General features: G+C 69.6%; 12 protein-coding genes. 3 read left to right on the forward strand and 9 right to left on the reverse strand.

All coding sequences use genetic code 11. The features are described from left to right. Positions 1-43 precede the first annotated feature (43 nt). The 3 genes from AB0M59_RS16390 to AB0M59_RS16400 all read right to left on the reverse strand — a co-directional run bounded on the left by AB0M59_RS16390 (position 44) and on the right by AB0M59_RS16400 (position 2,381). Positions 44-448: an STAS domain-containing protein gene (locus AB0M59_RS16390; RefSeq protein ID WP_364615201.1), complete on the reverse strand. Its 405-nt coding sequence runs from the start codon at positions 446-448 to the stop codon at positions 44-46. Positions 449-696: 248 nt separating this feature from the next. Then, entirely contained in the window at positions 697-1,620 is a 924-nt protein-coding gene (gene ligD, locus AB0M59_RS16395; protein WP_364615204.1) for a non-homologous end-joining DNA ligase, read from the reverse strand. A 191-nt stretch (positions 1,621-1,811) separates the two neighbouring features. Next, positions 1,812-2,381 carry a DinB family protein gene (locus AB0M59_RS16400; RefSeq protein ID WP_364615207.1) on the reverse strand — a complete coding sequence of 190 codons (570 nt, stop codon included), beginning with the start codon at positions 2,379-2,381 and terminating at the stop codon, positions 1,812-1,814. 74 nt (positions 2,382-2,455) lie between these two features. Here AB0M59_RS16400 and AB0M59_RS16405 point away from each other — a divergent pair, with 74 nt between their 5' ends. Further along, positions 2,456-2,809: a hypothetical protein gene (locus tag AB0M59_RS16405; RefSeq protein WP_364615210.1), complete on the forward strand. Its 354-nt coding sequence runs from the start codon at positions 2,456-2,458 to the stop codon at positions 2,807-2,809. Between the two features lie 15 nt (positions 2,810-2,824). Here the strand turns inward: AB0M59_RS16405 and AB0M59_RS16410 are convergent, their stop codons facing one another. From AB0M59_RS16410 to AB0M59_RS16435, 6 genes are all read right to left on the reverse strand, one after another. Beyond that, the gene (locus AB0M59_RS16410; RefSeq protein WP_364615213.1) at positions 2,825-3,241 is read right to left on the reverse strand and encodes a VOC family protein; all 417 of its coding nucleotides are present in this window, start codon (positions 3,239-3,241) and stop codon (positions 2,825-2,827) included. Positions 3,242-3,298: 57 nt separating this feature from the next. Then, positions 3,299-3,658, reverse strand: coding sequence for an AraC family transcriptional regulator (locus AB0M59_RS16415; RefSeq protein WP_364615486.1), 360 nt, complete (start codon positions 3,656-3,658; stop codon positions 3,299-3,301). A gap of 555 nt (positions 3,659-4,213) precedes the next feature. After that, positions 4,214-4,846: a histone deacetylase gene (locus AB0M59_RS16420; protein WP_364615216.1), complete on the reverse strand. Its 633-nt coding sequence runs from the start codon at positions 4,844-4,846 to the stop codon at positions 4,214-4,216. Positions 4,847-4,997: 151 nt separating this feature from the next. Further along, the gene (locus tag AB0M59_RS16425) at positions 4,998-7,778 is read right to left on the reverse strand and encodes a family 78 glycoside hydrolase catalytic domain (protein ID WP_364615218.1); all 2,781 of its coding nucleotides are present in this window, start codon (positions 7,776-7,778) and stop codon (positions 4,998-5,000) included. After that, positions 7,778-9,073, reverse strand: a complete 1,296-nt coding sequence (locus AB0M59_RS16430; protein ID WP_364615221.1) for an MFS transporter — start codon at positions 9,071-9,073, stop codon at positions 7,778-7,780. Before AB0M59_RS16430 ends, AB0M59_RS16425 begins: the two co-directional genes overlap by 1 nt. Before the next feature lie 166 nt (positions 9,074-9,239). Further along, entirely contained in the window at positions 9,240-10,277 is a 1,038-nt protein-coding gene (locus AB0M59_RS16435) for a LacI family DNA-binding transcriptional regulator (protein WP_364615488.1), read from the reverse strand. Positions 10,278-10,550: 273 nt separating this feature from the next. Between AB0M59_RS16435 and AB0M59_RS16440 the strand changes: the two genes are divergently transcribed. Both AB0M59_RS16440 and AB0M59_RS16445 read left to right on the forward strand, forming a co-directional pair. Beyond that, positions 10,551-12,722 (forward strand): alpha-L-rhamnosidase C-terminal domain-containing protein, encoded by a 2,172-nt coding sequence (locus AB0M59_RS16440; RefSeq protein WP_364615224.1) that lies wholly within the window; start codon positions 10,551-10,553, stop codon positions 12,720-12,722. A gap of 45 nt (positions 12,723-12,767) precedes the next feature. Continuing rightward, positions 12,768-15,749 carry a glycosyl hydrolase gene (locus tag AB0M59_RS16445; protein ID WP_364615227.1) on the forward strand — a complete coding sequence of 994 codons (2,982 nt, stop codon included), beginning with the start codon at positions 12,768-12,770 and terminating at the stop codon, positions 15,747-15,749. Positions 15,750-15,755: the final 6 nt, after the last annotated feature.

Below are 15,755 nucleotides of genomic sequence, written 5' to 3' on the forward strand. Positions count from 1 at the left end.
ACCGGAGCCCGGCCGCGCACCCTGCCCGGCCGGTCGAAGCGGATCAGCCGACCGCCGCCAGCGCGTCGGCCCGATCCCGGTAGCAGGAGAAGCCGGTGACGCCGGTCCCCCGCAGCACCCGCCACACCGCCGGTGTCCGCACCACCCACACGACCGGGACGGCCGCGTCGTCGGCGCGCTGCTGCACCCGCCGCAGCGCCCGGAGGCCGACGCCGGAGCAGAACGTCACCGCGCCGAGGTCGACAACGAGTGGGCCGCCGGTCTGCAGCGCGGTTTCCGCGCATTCGACAAGAATGGTGACGGTCGCGAGATCAATGTCGCCCACCACCGCGACGAGCGTGGTCCGAGCACCGGGGAACGACGTCGTGACCGAGAACGGCTCGCACAACGCACCCGACGGAGAACGGCCGAAGGCTCGCGAAAGCCGCGGCGGTTTCTGGATCCTCATGACCGGCTCCGGCGGCTCAAGACGGTGGTTTACGCGTAGACCGTACCCAGTTCGTCCAGCTTGGTGCACAACGGAATCAAGGTCGGCCGGCGGGGCCGTGCACCGACACGGCCGTCTGCACGTGCAGCGGTCCACAGGGGACGATCGAATCGCCTGGTCGAGCCCGCCATTTCGCAATTTGGGCGGCCGCGTCGGCCGCCACCTCCGGAAGCGGTGCGGTTTCCCCGCGGAATTGCGAATTCCGAAATTCAGCCGAATGCCGGAATCGGAACGCGCGTCCGGTCCAGTTCGGCGAAGAGGTCACCGAGATCATCGACGCGTTCGAGGACCTCGTCGGCGGTGAACCTGAGGTGCGAAACGTGCCGGCAGGCGCGCACCTCGTCCCAGGTGACCGGGGTCGACACCGTCGGCTCGTCGCGCCCGCGCAGCGAGTACGGCGCGACCGTCGTCTTGAACGGGTTGTTCTGGCTCCAGTCGATGAAGATCTTGCCCGGCCGCAGCGTCTTCGTCATCCGCGCGACGACGAGGTCCGGCGTCTCGGCGGCGAGCCGCTCGGCGAGCGCCTTCGCGTACTGCGACGTCTCGCCGCCGTCGGTCGTCACGACGCCCGCGTAGAGCTGCATGCCCTTGGAGCCACTGGTCTTCGCCACCGGGGTGAGCCCGTCGGCGGTGAGCACGTCGTGCAGGCGCTCGGCGACGCGGCAGCAGTCGACCACCGTCGCGCCGGGCCCGGGATCGAGGTCGAACACGAGCCGGTCGGGTGTGCTCCGCTCGTCGTCGGCGTCGACGGTCCACTGGTGGACGTGCAGCTCGAGCGCGGCGAGGTTGGCGGCCCAGACGAGCTCGGGCAGGTCGTTGATGAGCGGGTAGGCCAGGACTTCGGGGTCCTTGCCGCGGCCGCCGCCGACGGTGAGGCGGGCGGTGCGGACCCAGTCGGGCGCGTGGCGCGAGACGTCCTTCTCGAAGAAGGAGCCGCCGGCGACGCCATCGGGAAACCGCACGAAGGTCATGGCGCGGTCGCGGATGTGCGGCAGCAGCAGCGGCGCGATGCGCGTGTAGTAGTCGAGCACTTCGCCCTTGGTGAAGCCGTGGCGCGGGTAGAGCACCTTTTCGAGGTTCGAGAGCGTCAGCTGCCGCTCGCCGACCTGCACCGTGATCCGGCTCCCCGCCACGCCGACACGCTATCACCGGTCGTTGTGACACGGACCTGCTCGAACTTTCACCCCGCGCGAACCGGCCCTGAGTCGCCGGTCCCGGCCTCGCCTCGACCTCCCACCACTCCGTCATCATCGGCGCGCACACGGCTCGACATGTGGTTGGCCGGATCAGAAGTCCTGACCGAGGCCGATCCGACTTGCCGAAATCAGACTGGATCATCCGGCCGAGGGGCTACCTCGGTCAAGCAGTGCCTGATGTCTTCGAGGTGGTGCGTGACCTCGTGGGCTGCCTGGCGGACCAGCCAGCGGGCCGTGCGGTGCTCGCCCGGCAGGCGGGTCACGATGCGTTCGCAGTCCACCGGGGTCAGCCGCTCGATCTCCTCGCCGAGCCCCGCGGCGCAGGCCGCGAGCTCGTCACGCAGGCCGTCGAGGGAGCGGTCGTTGTAGCGGAAACGTCGCGCGCGCAGGTCGTTGAGCATCGGCTCGAGCACGGGCCGGTCCTCGGTGCGGGCACGGTGCAACCGGATCGTGTACGTCACGCAGACATCGCGCAGGTGGACGAGGTACTCCAGCGCCGACCAGCGTTCCGGCGCGGGCCGGCGCCGGAGCGCCGGCCCGGGCGCGGGGCCGGCCACGGCATCCACCGAACCGGGCAGAGAACCGATGATCGCCCGGGCGGCGTCGAGCGTGAACGTGGAATAGGACAGTCCGCACTCGGCACAGGTGTGGTCTTCCCCGGCCAGCGGCGGGATGCCGGCGGGCGGCTCATCGGACATGCCCACCATGGTCGCCGGACGCCGCGTCGTCCGGCAACCATGGTTCCGGCCGTGGCCGGCGTATCGTCCCGGCGATGACACGAGTGCTGGTCATCGGTCTCGACCCCGTCCGGCTGGAGGGCTGGGATCCCGAACCGGTCCAGGCCGCGATCGCCCGCGGCCGGGCCCGGTTCGACGATCACGCCATCGCGGCCGACTACTGCCTGGTCTCCCCCGACGAGCGCCCCGAGCAAGCCGTCGCGGAGGCGCTGACCGGCCACACCTACGCCTGCGTCGTGATCGGAGGCGGCATCCGCACCCACGAGCCCCTGCTCGAGCTCTTCGAGCGAGTGGTCAACCTGGTCCGCCGGCACGCACCCGCCGCGGCCATCGCGTTCAACAGCAGCCCCGAAGACTGCGTCGATGCGGCGTTGCGCTGGCTGCGCTGACCTTCCCCCTGCGTCTCAGGAGCCGGACAACGGCTGGCTGAACCGGATGCTGTTGCCGAACGGGTCGCGAAGGCCGCAGTCGATCCCGTACGGACGCTCGGTCGGCTCGTCGGTGAACTCGACGCCCTTGGCCAGCAGCGTCTCGTAGGTCTTGCGGCAGTCGTCGCTGGCGAAGAACAGCGAGCCGCCCATCGCGCCCTTGGTCAGGAGGTCCCGGACCTGGTCCGCCGTCGCCTCGTCCATCCGGGGCGGGCCGGGCTTCTCCAAGAGGATCTCGCGGTCCGGCTGACCGGGCACGTTGATCGTCAGCCACCGCATGAAGCCCAGGTCGGCGTCGGTGTTGACCTCCAGGCCGAGCTTGCCGACGTAGAAGTCGAGTGCCTCGTCCTGGTCGAGCACGAAGATCTGAGAGATCGTGATTGCGTTGAGCATGGCGGCGACGGTAATGCAGGAGCACGCCGGGACGCTTATCCGAAACGATCGTCCCGGTCAGCTCCGCGGCCGCATCCACGCCATGGCGAAGCAGGTCGGCACGCCGGCCAGCGGGCCGCGCCGCCGGTAGGCCGTCGGCGATTCGCCGACGATGTCCCGGAACGTCCGGCTGAAGGTCCCGAGGCTGGTGAAGCCGACCTCCAGGCAGATGTCGGTGACGCTCCGGTCGCACGAGCGCAGCAGGAACATGGCGCGCTCCACCCGCCGCCGTTGCAGGTACCGATGCGGCGTCTCCCCGAAGGTGACCCGGAAGGTCCGGATGAAGTGCGGCGCCGAGACGTGCGCGACCCGGGCCAGGGCGGGCACGTCCAACGACTTGGCGTAGTCGCGGTCCATGGTGTCGCGGGCCCGCAGCATCCGACGGTTGGTCTCCTCCCCGGCACGGCTCACGTCCGGATCAAACCACACGCCTCGTCCATCACGTAGTGCTCAGCGAACCAGTACGCCAACGTCGATGTGCAGGCCTGGGGGAAGCCGAACGATCGAAGAGCCGGCGGAACCGGGCTGAACCGCCGCCCACACCAGCCACTCCTGCCGTCTGGCCAGATCGGAAAGAGTCGAGCCTGGTCGGCATCGGCGACGACCGACTCCAGGTAAGAGACTTATTCGGGTATCTGTCACGGCGCAGCCGAGACCACCTGCGCGACCCGCTGCCGGTGCTCGAGCGGTCCCATTGACGCTTGCGTCGCCCAACCTCCGACCGCGTCCACGAAAGCGGCGTCGGAACTGTTGACGACCGGGTAGCCGCTCGGGCGGACTCCGAGGGCTTGCGAGTCCGGCTCTGCGCAAGTCGATCACCACGACGCGTCATCGGCTGCGATCGGCCGGCTCGGCGACGGCGCAACACTCAAGGCGCGAGCCGTGATTTCGTGCGCCTGGCCGCTGCGGGCGGCGCACATCGCCGCCGGCCCGCTACGGATCAATGCGTGGAGCCAGGTCGGCGATCTCCTGCGCCGGCCAATGCCCCTGCACCCCGGGCAGCGGCGACAAGTACTCGGCGATCCTCGACAGAGGCCATCCGTGTGCTTCCCGCAGTCCCCCCACGAGCATGGCCAGGTAGGCAGCCGATGGCGGGTTCTTCTCGATTTCCGACGCCGACCAAGGTGCCGTGAACGTCAGGACGGGATAGCCACCGAGATCTCCGAGGTACAGCAGGGTCTCGTAGCGCCCCGGCCCGAGCTTGTCGCGGCCTGTCCGCAACACGGTGCTCAAATCCAGGTCCGGGCCTGGCTCGCGGTACATTTCCTGCTCCGCGATGTCGGAGAACTGCCCGGCAGTCACCAGGTACGACCGCATCGCCGCCCGCCCCGTCAGCTCCGGGTCGAAAAACGCCCGGCCACCGTGCCAGACCGGCGACTCGGTCGCGAAGTAGACCCCGCCGGGAAACTCGCTTGCCGCGACCCGTCGCGCGGGCCCACGGTCGCGACATCCGACGTAGCTGCGCTGGGCGCCCAGCGGCGTTCCTCCTTCGAGGTAGCACCGTAACCGCGCGGAATACATGTTGGACCCATAGCTGGCGTACCAGACCAGCGGCGGCGAACCCATGGCACCACCGTATCGCGCGTGCCCTGACGAACCCGAGCCGCAGGCTGGCCAGAACGGGTGGACAGGGCGATCGTTGGAGGCCGTGATGTGCGCACAGCAAAAGGCTCGCCGATGCAGGCGGATCCGAACGCCATCCACCCTCGAAGCCGGGTCACGCCGTGGACCCGAGATCTCCAGTCGGAAGAGCGGCCAGTGCCTTGCTGATGGCTTCGACGATCTCGAGCGGGGTGTGGCTCAGCGGATCGCGCAGCTGACGTCCCGGCGTCCATCGGGTCGTGCGGCGGAATGCGGCAGCACGATCCGGGTCGATCGAGCCGATCGCCGCCAGAACCGCCTGGTACGCCTCGACGTCGTCGATGATCGTCGCGAGATCACTGTCGAGACCCAGAGCCGTGCGCGTGCGGCGCGGGCGCGGGTGGCTCTCAACCCAGGTGTGGGTTCCGCTGCCTACTTCGTGCTCCACACCGGACGGAAGCCGGACCGTTGCCCGGGTGTTGGGCGGCACCTCGATCTCGAACCGCACCAGGTCGTCCACGCGAGACCACCCGGCTGACGCCCGCCCGTACGGCGTCTCGTGCCACGCCGAGGCGTCGTCCAGCGCGTCGAGCAGGGTCGGGGCGATCCGGATGCGCCGGTAGCCAGGCTCGAGAGGCGCGAGGCCGGCGACGCACCGGTGCAGCCAGTCGGCGACCGCGCCCAGCGCGTAGTGGTTGAACGACGTCATCTGCCCCGGGTTGATCGAGCCGTCCTCGAGCATCGAGTCCCAGCGCTCCCAGATGGTCGTCGCGCCCATGGTCACCGGGTAGAGCCACGACGGGCACTCGGTCTGGACGAGCAGCCGGGACGCCGCGTCGGCGTGTCCGGTCGCCGTCAGCGCGTCGCAGATGATCGGCGTGCCGACGAAACCCGTCGCGATGTGGTAGCCGTACGCCCGGACGAGGTGGCGCAGCCGCTCCCCCATCGCCGCCTTCTGTTGACCATCAACGAGTTCGAAGACGATCGCGAGGGCGTAGGCCGTCGGCGCGTCCGACATCATCCGGCCGGACGGCGTGACGTAAGCGTTTCGGAACGCGTCTGCGATGCTCGCCGCGAGGTCGCCGTAACGGCCTGCGTCGTCGTCCCGGCCCAGCAGCCGAGCGGCCTGCGCGGTGAGGCTCGCCGAGCGGTAGTAGTAGGCGGTCGCGACGAGCCCGGAGTCGGTTTTGGCCTGCCCGGGCTGGTCGGGTGGGGCGTCCGGGTCGAGCCAGTCGCCGAACTGGACGCCCTCCTCCCACAGCAGCTTGCCGTCCGTCCGGTCCGTCACCGTGTCGACCCACGACGCCATCGCTTCGAAGCGAAGCGCGTCCCGATCACCGAACCGTTCGTGCAGGACCGTGGGTACGACGGTGATCGCGTCACCCCACGCCGCGACCGGCTGCAGCTGGCCGGGCACCTGGGGGATGACCGCGGGCACCACCATCGGCACGACGCCGTGCGCCGCGCGCTGTTCGGCCATGACGTCTTCCAGCCACGAGCGCAGGAAGGCGTCGCAGTCGTAGAGGAACGACGCGGTCGGGGCGAAGACCTGGATGTCGCCGGTCCACCCGAGACGCTCGTCGCGCTGGGGGCAGTCGGTCGGGATCGACAGGAAGTTCCCGCGCATCCCCCAGACCACGTTGTCGTGGAAGCGCTGCAGCACCGGGTGCGACGTCGAGAAGCCGCCGGTGCGCGGCATGTCCGTGTGGACGACAGCGGCCGAAACTGCCGACGGCGAGAATTCGCCCGGCCAGTTCTCGATTTCGACGTACCGGAAACCGTGGAACGTCCAGCGGGGTTCCCACGTCTCCTCGCCGTCGCCGCTGAGGGTGTAGTGGTCGGTGGCTGCCGCGTTGCGCAGCGGCCGGGTGCCGAGTTCGCCGTGCTCCAGGACCTCGGCGTGCCGCAGTGTCACGGTGTGCCCGCGTGGCCCGGTGACGGTCAGCTTGATCCACCCGACGAGGTTCTGGCCGAAGTCGAGGATCGTCCGGCCCGACGGCGTCGTCAGTACGTCCGCCACTTCGCGGTACTCGATCACGCGCACGGGCGGGCTTGCACGGGGCTCCGGACGCACGTCCGGCACGTCGACCAGCGCGACCGGGTTCCAGTCCTCGGCGTGCCGACGCGCGTCATAGGACTCGCCTTGGTAGATGCTCGCCGAGACGACCGGGCCAGGCGACCATCGCCAATGCTGGTCGGTGGTGATCGTGGTACTGGTGCCGTCCTCGTACTCGATCACCAGCTGTGCGGCCGCGGCCGGGTGGCCTTCGTAGAACCTCCTTGCGGCGTCACGGAAGCCGAAGTCCTCCGTGTACCAGCCGCCCGCCAGCTCGATCCCGATGGTGTTCGTGCCCTGACACAGGTGCGCGGTGACATCGTTGACGTCGTAGAGCAGCCGCCACTGGTAGCTCGTCCAGCCCGGCTTCAGCACGGCGTCATCGACCGCAGCGCCATTGAGGCGGACGTCGTAGGCGCCGAACGCGGTCGCGTAGAGGAAAGCTCGCCGGACACCGCCGTGCACCTCGAACGTCGCGCGCAGCAGGTGGGGTTCGTCCGAACCGGACCCGATGAACCCGGCGCACCACTCCCCCGGGTCGAGGAAGCCCGCCGTCACCTCGGCCAAGTCGCTCCAGGGTGAAACCGATCCGTCGATGCCTCGGACCCGCACGCGGACGGCGGCCGTTTCCCTCGGCCGCAGCGGCGCGAACGGCCACTCGACGAAGACCGATTCATCCCCGTCGACCGACGCGGTCCCGCGCGCCTCCGCGGTGACCAGCTCGATCTCGGCGCTCGCCTGACGCCAGTTCCGCGCGCGGGACAACGTCTTCCACGACAGCCTCGGCATCGAGGTGGGCGAGAAGGGCTCGCCCGAGCCGATGCGGGGAGCTCGGACGGTGACGGCGGGGCCGCTCGTCATCAAAGAACCTCCTGGGTGGTGCGGGCGGTGGCCGGGACCGGCGAAGCGGTAGCGCGCAGGCGGCGGAGGATGACCGTGCCGACGCCTCCCGACACCAGGGCGAAGGCTGCCAGCAGCAAGTACAGGCCCCGTGGGCTCCACGCGATCAGCGCGGGCGTGACGAGCGCGAAGGCGGCGGCGAGGAAGCGGGCGATCGCGATGGTGAACCCCTGCACAGTCGCGCGGGCGTTGACCGGGAACGACTCCTGCGTCCAGATCTTGTACAGCGCCTCGCCGATGAACGGGAAGGCGACGTTGTAGAGCACGAGGGCGGCGATCATCGCCGGCAGCACGACCCCGCCGGTGACGGCGATCAGCAGCTGGCAGGCGACGAAGACGACCACGCCCGCCGCGAAGAACCGGCTGCGCCACTTCGTGTCCGCGATGCGGGTGAACACGATCGTCCCGACCAGCCCGATCAAGGTGGTCCCGAACGACAGCCCCGTGGCCGTCGTCTGCGTCGTACCGCCGACCGTGACGAGGAAGTAGGTCTTGAACGACCCGAACGTGTTCGCCACGAGGGTGAAGAACAGGTAGAAGAGCGCGGTGAGGGCGATCAGGACCAGCGAGGTCCGGTTGCGGAGCAACTTGCTCAGCGGCATGGCCCGGCCGGCGTCGATGCCCGCCGTCGCGTGCCGTTCGAGGGCCTCCTCCTCGAGCCGGTGGAACGGCGGGTAGAAGGCGCGGAAGGCGAACGTCGCGACCGCCAGTACCGCGAGCAGGCCGAAGATCATGCTGATGCCGGGCACTCCCAGCCCGGAGACGGCGAAGCCCAGGAGGGTCGCCACCACGACCCCGATCGTCCACATGACGTGGGTGAACGCGACGAGCCGGCCCTGCGTGCCCTCCGGAGCGCGCTCGGAAAGCACCGCGAGCGAGGTGGGCAGGTCCGCGCCGGCGGCCACGCCGAGCACGATCACGCCGGCCACCAGCACGGACGCGTTCGGTGCCAGCGCGACGGCCGTGGCCGCGGCGGCGTAGAGCAGGATCGTCAGGGAGAACATCCGGCCGCGGCCGACCAGGTCGGCCAGCCGCCCGCCGGCCAGCGAGCCGACGGCGATGAACAGGGTCAGCGCCGAGCCCAGCACACCGACGGTCCAGACGTCGAGGTCGAACGCCTTCTTCCACAACGCGAGGCCCAGCCCGACGGAGATGATCGCACCCGAGTCCAGCAGCGAGGCCATGCCCGCGGCGATCGCGAGCATCCAGTGTCTGGTGTCCAGCCCGGCAGGCGGGCGGGCGGTGGTCTCGGCCATGAGATCTCCTTCTTCGTCGAAGCAGCGCACCGCCACTGGTAACACGTTTTACCTCCGACGGCGGAGGCATCACACCACATGACCTCCTACGACTGTCAAGACCGAACGCGACCTGAGGTAAAACGATTTAATGATGCTACCGAGCAGCGCGGTGGTGGAGACAAGATCACTGCGGGACGGTCGAGGCCCGGACGACCAGCTCGGGAGAGAACTCGATCTGCGGCCGGGGCAGCACGACGCCGTCCCGGCCACCGGCCGACCCGAGCGCGTCGATCTCGGCGAAGAGCAGGTCGGCCACCGCGGTGCCCAGCTCGGCATGGGGCGTCCGGATGGTGGTCAGCGGCACGATCGTCGACCGGGCGAATTCGATGTCGTCGTAGCCGACCACGGCGATGTCGGCCGGCACGCTGACGACCTTCGAGGACACGAACGCCTGGACGACCCCGATGGCGAGCAGGTCGTTGGCGCAGAACAGCGCGTCGGGACGCTGCGCGGCCGGCCGTCGCGCGATCGCGTCCGCGCAGGCGATGCCGGCTTCGACCGAGCGCTCGGGCACGGGAATGACTTCCAGGGTGACGCCGGGAGCCGAGTGGACCGCCGACAGTGCGCCGTTGAGCCGGTCGGCCACCTGCTTCAGCTCGAGCGAGGAGGAGACGAATCCGATGCGCTTGCTGCCCTGCTCGATCAGGTGGGCCGCCGCGAGTTTGCCGCCGGCGACGTGGTCGATCGACACCGACGCCTGCTCGGGCGACTCGGCGCGGCGGGCGCTGAGCACGCTCGCGATGCCGAAGGAGCGCATCCGCGCCAGCTCGGCCTCGACGTTGCCGACCGGGGCGATGATCACCCCGCTCACCAGCTGCTTCGCAAAGAGCTGCAGGTAGCTGCGTTCGCGCTGCTCCGAGCCGGTGTCGTTGGCCATCAGCATGTACATGCCCTCGGCCGACACGCGCTGCTCGATCGCCGCGGCGATCTCGGGCGTGGTGGCGCCGGCGAGCTCGAAGGCGATGTAGCCGATGACCGGGCTCACCCCGGTCCGGAGGGTGCGGGCGGCGTCGTTCGGGACGAACCCGAGCGCGTCGACGGCCTGCTGGATCCGTTGCCTCGTGCCGTCGGACAGCTTCCGCGGTTTGTGGAAGTAGTTCGACACCGATGCCGGCGAAACCCTCGCCAGCTCGGCGACGTCGCGAATCGTGACCCTGTTCAGCCGACCGTTCCTCTCGCGACGCCGTGGACCTCCGGTTCATGTTAGTGCAGACGCGTGAATCCCCGTCCGCCCGCTGACCTGGGCGGACGCCGGGTGCGCGTCCGGTATCGGACAAACGCTTGCCCAGCGCGGCGGCGCGTCCCCAAGATTCCCGTGGCCCGCGTTCCCGGCCACCCCTCCGCAGACCTTCGCTCAACGAGGAGAGAGGCCCTCGAATTGAAACGATTCACCGCCGCGAGAGCGTCCCGGCTTCGCCGTCTGGCGACCATCGGAATGCTCACCGCGATCACTCCCGTCCTCGTCGTGACGCCTGGTCAGGCCGGTCAAGCCGGCCTGGACACGTCGGCGTGGAAGTCCTACGTGCTCGGTCCGTCCACACCGGACGTCCACCCGGCCCGCGCCGAGGGACGGGGCGACGTCAAGCACCCCCAGTCGCTCGTGAACTCCCACGGTCCCGCGACGACGCTCACCACCGTGGCGGGCGGCACGCCGGCTTCGGTCCTGCTCGACTTCGGCAAGGAGGTCGGCGGGACGCCGTACCTCGACCTCACCCGGGTCACCGGCTCCCCCACGCTCACGCTGGTCACCTCCGAAGCGCGCCAGTACATCCGCACGCCGGCCTCGACCACGGTGCCGGCGGTAGCGCCCGGCGGGTCGACGCAGATCCCGCTGGCCTCCGCCGCGAACCTCGAGACCGGCAACACGATCACGTTCACCGCCGCGGGCGGCGCGCCGGTCACGCGCACCATCACGGCTTTCGACGCCACGGCCCGGACCGTGACCGTCAAGCCCGCGTTGAGCGCTGACCTCCCGGCAGGTACCGCTGTCACGACGTCGCCGGGCGCGCCCAGTTCGGACGAGTCGCGCGGCCTCGCCGGCGTCGGCGGCCCGGACACCTTCCAGCCCACCGCACCGGGACGGCTGACCGGCGGTTTCCACGGCGGCTTCCGGTTCGCGCTGCTCACCCTCTCCTCCCCCGCCAGCGTCAGCCTCTCCTCCTTGGGCGTGACCTTCCAGGCGTTCCGCGCGACGCCGTCGGACTACCAGGGCTGGTTCCTCTCCAGCGACGACCAGCTCAACCGGATGTGGTACTCCGGCGCGTACACGCTGCAGATGAACCTCAAGGCGCCCGGCCTCAACGGGCTCCCGGACGCGCGGATCTACGACGGCGCCAAGCGCGACCGCAGCATCTGGACCGGTGACCTGCTGGTGCAGATCCCCACTCTGCTCACCAGCCTCGGCAACGCCGGAGCGCCGTACGTCAAGTCGTCGCTCGACGCGCTGCTGGCGACCCAGCGGGCCGACGGCGCGTTCCCCGGTTCGCCGGACTTCTCGAAGCGCACCAACCCCGCCGGTTCGCCGCTGTTCTACTCCAACAACTACTCCGGGTACGGCGCGCGGGCCTTCGTCGACTACTTCCGCTACACCGGCGACAAGACCTACGCCACCGCCGCACTTCCCGCGCTGCGCAAGGAACTCGCCTACAACAACAGCTTCCTGACCGCGGACAACCTCGTCGTCTCCAACGACCGCGACTACTGGCAGGCGACGCAGACCGGGGAGGTCACCAAGTACAGCATCGACTACTACATCCTCCTGCGCGAGATGTCGTGGCTCGAGCGCACGGTCGGATCCCCGGCCTTGGCCGATGGCTACGACACCAAGGCCGACGCCATCAAGACCGCCGTCATGAGCAAGCTGTGGAACCCCACGCTGGGCGCGTACGGGCAGAGCAGCGCCAAGCCCGACGTCGTCGTCGAGGACGCCAACGCCCTGGCGCTCCAGTACGGCTTCGTCCCGGCCGGGCAGGAGACGAGGGTCCTCGCCGCGTTGAAGACGCTCTGGACGCCGTACGGCGCGATCATGGGCCCGGGTCTGCAGGATCCGACCGGGCACACCATCGAGCCGTTCGGCAACGGCATGGAAACGGCCGGGCGGTTCACGACCGGCGACACCGCCGGCGCGCTCGACCTCATGCGGCGCACCTGGGGTCCCATGGTGGACAAGCAGAACCCGCTCTACACCGGCGCGTTCTGGGAATTCAAGAACAGCACCGGCGGCGTCAACCGCGCGACGGCCAGCCTCGCGCACGGCTGGGCCGCGTCCCCGTCCGTGCAGCTGACCGAGCAGCTCCTCGGCGTCAAGCCGATCGGTGCCGGCTACCAGACCTGGAGCATCGCCCCGAACCCCGGCACGGTCCGTTCGGCCGCCGGCGCCGTCCCGACCGCGTTCGGGACCATCAGGACACAGTGGACCAACGACCCGCACTCCGGGCGGTTCACGCTCACCGTGCAGGCGCCCCCGGCCACGTCGGGCACCATCACGGTCCCCGTGGGCCGCGGCTCGGTGGTCACCGTCAACGGCGCCACGGCGAAGTCGGCCGGCGGTTCAGCGACCTTGGCCGTGTCGGGTGGCAGCTACCAGATCACTGTGTCCCAGCGTTGATGGAGGTGTGAAATGCGCTTTTCCGCAACACCGAGAAAACACTTCGTGTCCCTCGTGACCGTGGCCGTCCTGGCCGCGTCGACCACGGTTCCCGCGGCGAACGCCGGCCCGGATTCCGGCGCGTCGCTCGCCGGCACCGATTCTCTCCAACCCCTCGCCGGCGGCCTCTCCCCCGCCCAGTTCGCCCACCCCGAAACCCGGTTCAAGCCGGCCATGCGCTGGTGGTGGCAGAAGCCGCTGGACGACGCCGAAGCCCTGCGCGAACTGCAAGTGATCTCCGACGCCGGGTTCGGCGAGATCGAGATCGCGTTCTCCGCCGGCGCATGGGCCACCGACGAGCAACGCACGATCCTCGGCCACGTCCTGGACAAGGCCGCGCAGCTCGGCATCAAGATCTCGATGACCATGGGCGCGGCCTGGCCGGTGCAGACCCCCAGCACCGGCGCCGGATCGGGCTTCGCCTCCCAGGAACTGCAGTACGGCCGCGTCCACCTCACCGCCGCGCAGAGCTTCTCCGGTCCCGTCACCCCGCCGATCGACGCGGCCCAGCTGCCCCAAGCCCGGAAGCTGGTCGCGGTCACCGCGGCCCGGGTGGTCGACGCCGGTCCCGACGTCACGACCCCGGGGCAGCCACCGGCGAAGTCGACCGTCCTCGATCCCGCGTCGCTGACCGACCTGACCGCCCAGGTCAAGAACGGCAACCTCACCTGGCGGGCTCCGGCGGGCGGGAACTGGGACCTGTTCGCCTTCTGGTCCCGGGAGAACAAGGGGAACTACACGAACCCCTTCGACGCCGACGCCTCACGCAAGGCCGCCCAGGACCTCGACCAGATCCAGATCGGCAAGGACAACGCCCCCAAGCTGCGCAAGGCCGGGGCTGACCTTTTCGAAGATTCCCTGGAGCTGCACGGCACCTCCATCTACTGGACCCCGAAGATGCAGGCCGAGTTCCGCGGCCGCCGCGGCTACGACATGGCCAAGTTCCTGCCGCTGATGTTCGTCCAGGGCGAGTCGGACTTTCCCGTCCCGCCGAAGGAACCGAACCCCGACTTCGCGCTGTCCGACGGGTCGGCGGGCAAGGTCCGTCACGACTACTACGAGACGCTGACCGATCTCTACATCGGCAACCACCTGCAGGTGTTCCAGGACTGGGCGAAGCAGTACGGCATGCAGTACAAGGCGCAGGCCGCCTACCTGCAGGACCTGGAGCCGATTCGCAGCTTCCGGTCCCTGCAGAGCTTCGGGGGGCGGTCGGAAACCGAATCCCTCGACGCCGGCGAGAACCTGCCGATCTCGACCGATGATCCGGCGTGGCGGAACTCCCTCGCCTTCCAGCAGACGATCGCGTCCGGGGTGCACCAGGCGGGTGGAGACCTGCTGAGTGTCGAGCTCGGCGCGTTCTTCAAGCCCGCGTACAGCATGAACCTCGACAACTACCGCGACCTCATGGGCAAGGAGTGGGCCGCGGGCGTGTCGCAGCCGTTCATCCACGGCTTCGCCCTGCAGACCGCGGGTGCGGCGTGGCCGGGAACGACCCGCTTCGGCGAGACGGTCACCGACAGCTGGAACGACAAGAACTTCCCGCAGTGGTCGAGCTGGGCCGCGCTCAACAGCTACTTCGCGCGCGGGACCAGCGTGCTGGAGACCGGGACGGCGAAGACCGACGTCGCGGTCTACAGCGACTCGTTCCTGTCTCCGCGAGGAAGCCAGTCGCTGTTCGACGCTCACCGCCTCGAGGAGCAGGGCTTCTCCGTGGAGTACCTCGATCCCCAGGGCTTGGCGCGGGATTCCCGGCCGGCCAATGGTGAACTGTTCCCGGGCACCAGCGGCTACCACGCTCTGGTCGTGGATCAGCGTTCACTGGGTCACGACGCGGCGGCCGCGATCCTGCGTGCCGCGCACGCGGGAGTCCGTGTCGTGTTCGTCGGGGCTTTGCCCGACCACGACACGACTTTCGCTTCGGGTGGCCGCGGTGATGCCGACGTCAAGAACAGCGTCGCCGAGACGCTGAAACAGCCTTCGGCGACTCGGGTGGCGTCCCAGAACGACGTCGCCGGTGCGCTGAAGCGGCTCGGTCTCGCTCCGCGGGTCGCTTCCGGCGGGACGCAGGTCTTGTCCCAGTGGCGTGAGGTGAAGGGTGGGGCGTACGCGTACCTCTACAACCCGAGTGACCACCCGGCGACGTTCACGCCGTCCTTCGGTGTCCAGGGCGTGCCATCCGAGATGAACCTCTGGGACGGCTCGATCTCGCCGCTCGCTCAATACACCTCCGGCAACGGGCGCACCGCGCTGCCGGTGACCCTGCAGGGCCGCGAGGGCAAGGTGATCTCGATCAACAAGGACGCCCGGCCCGCGGTCCACGTCGTCGGCTCCGCGCCCGAGGGCGGTCAGCTGGCGATCAGCGGCGGAAAGATCGTGTTCCGGGCCACCGAGTCGGGGACGCAGACGTTCCAGCTGTCCAACGGTCGTTCGGTCGACGTCACCGCCGAGGTTCCCGATGACGACCGGCCGCTGTCCGGGCCGCCGTCGTCTCGTCCGTCGGTGATCGAGCCGTGGAGCCCGTGGTCGCTGTCGGTCAAGACGGTGACTCCTTCGGGTGGCGCGACCGTGACGGTCCCCAGTGGACTCGGCGACTCGCAGTTCCAGCAGTTCCGGCTCAAGGACTGGCGGGACATCACCGACCTGTCCGGCGAGTCCGGGGTGGGCACGTACACGGCGAACACCACCCTGCCGGACGGCTGGCGTGCTTCGGGAGGCGTGTTCCTGGACCTCGGTCACGTCGACGGGACGGCCGACATCGCGGTCAACGGCCAGGTCGTCGGCACCCAGATCACCGACGGCCGGCAGTGGGACATCGGGCGCTGGCTGCACCCGGGCGCGAACTCGGTCCAGATAACGGTGCGGACAACGCTGCGCAACGCGGTGTCGAAGTACAACAAGAAGTCGACGGCGAGCCAGCCGTACGGGCTTCGCGGCCCGGTCACGCTGACGCCTTGGCGTGACGCGGTGGTGTACGGCGGGAGGTAGCCCGGC

It is taken from the genome of Amycolatopsis sp. NPDC051371, assembly GCF_040682155.1.
Classification (GTDB): domain Bacteria; phylum Actinomycetota; class Actinomycetes; order Mycobacteriales; family Pseudonocardiaceae; genus Amycolatopsis.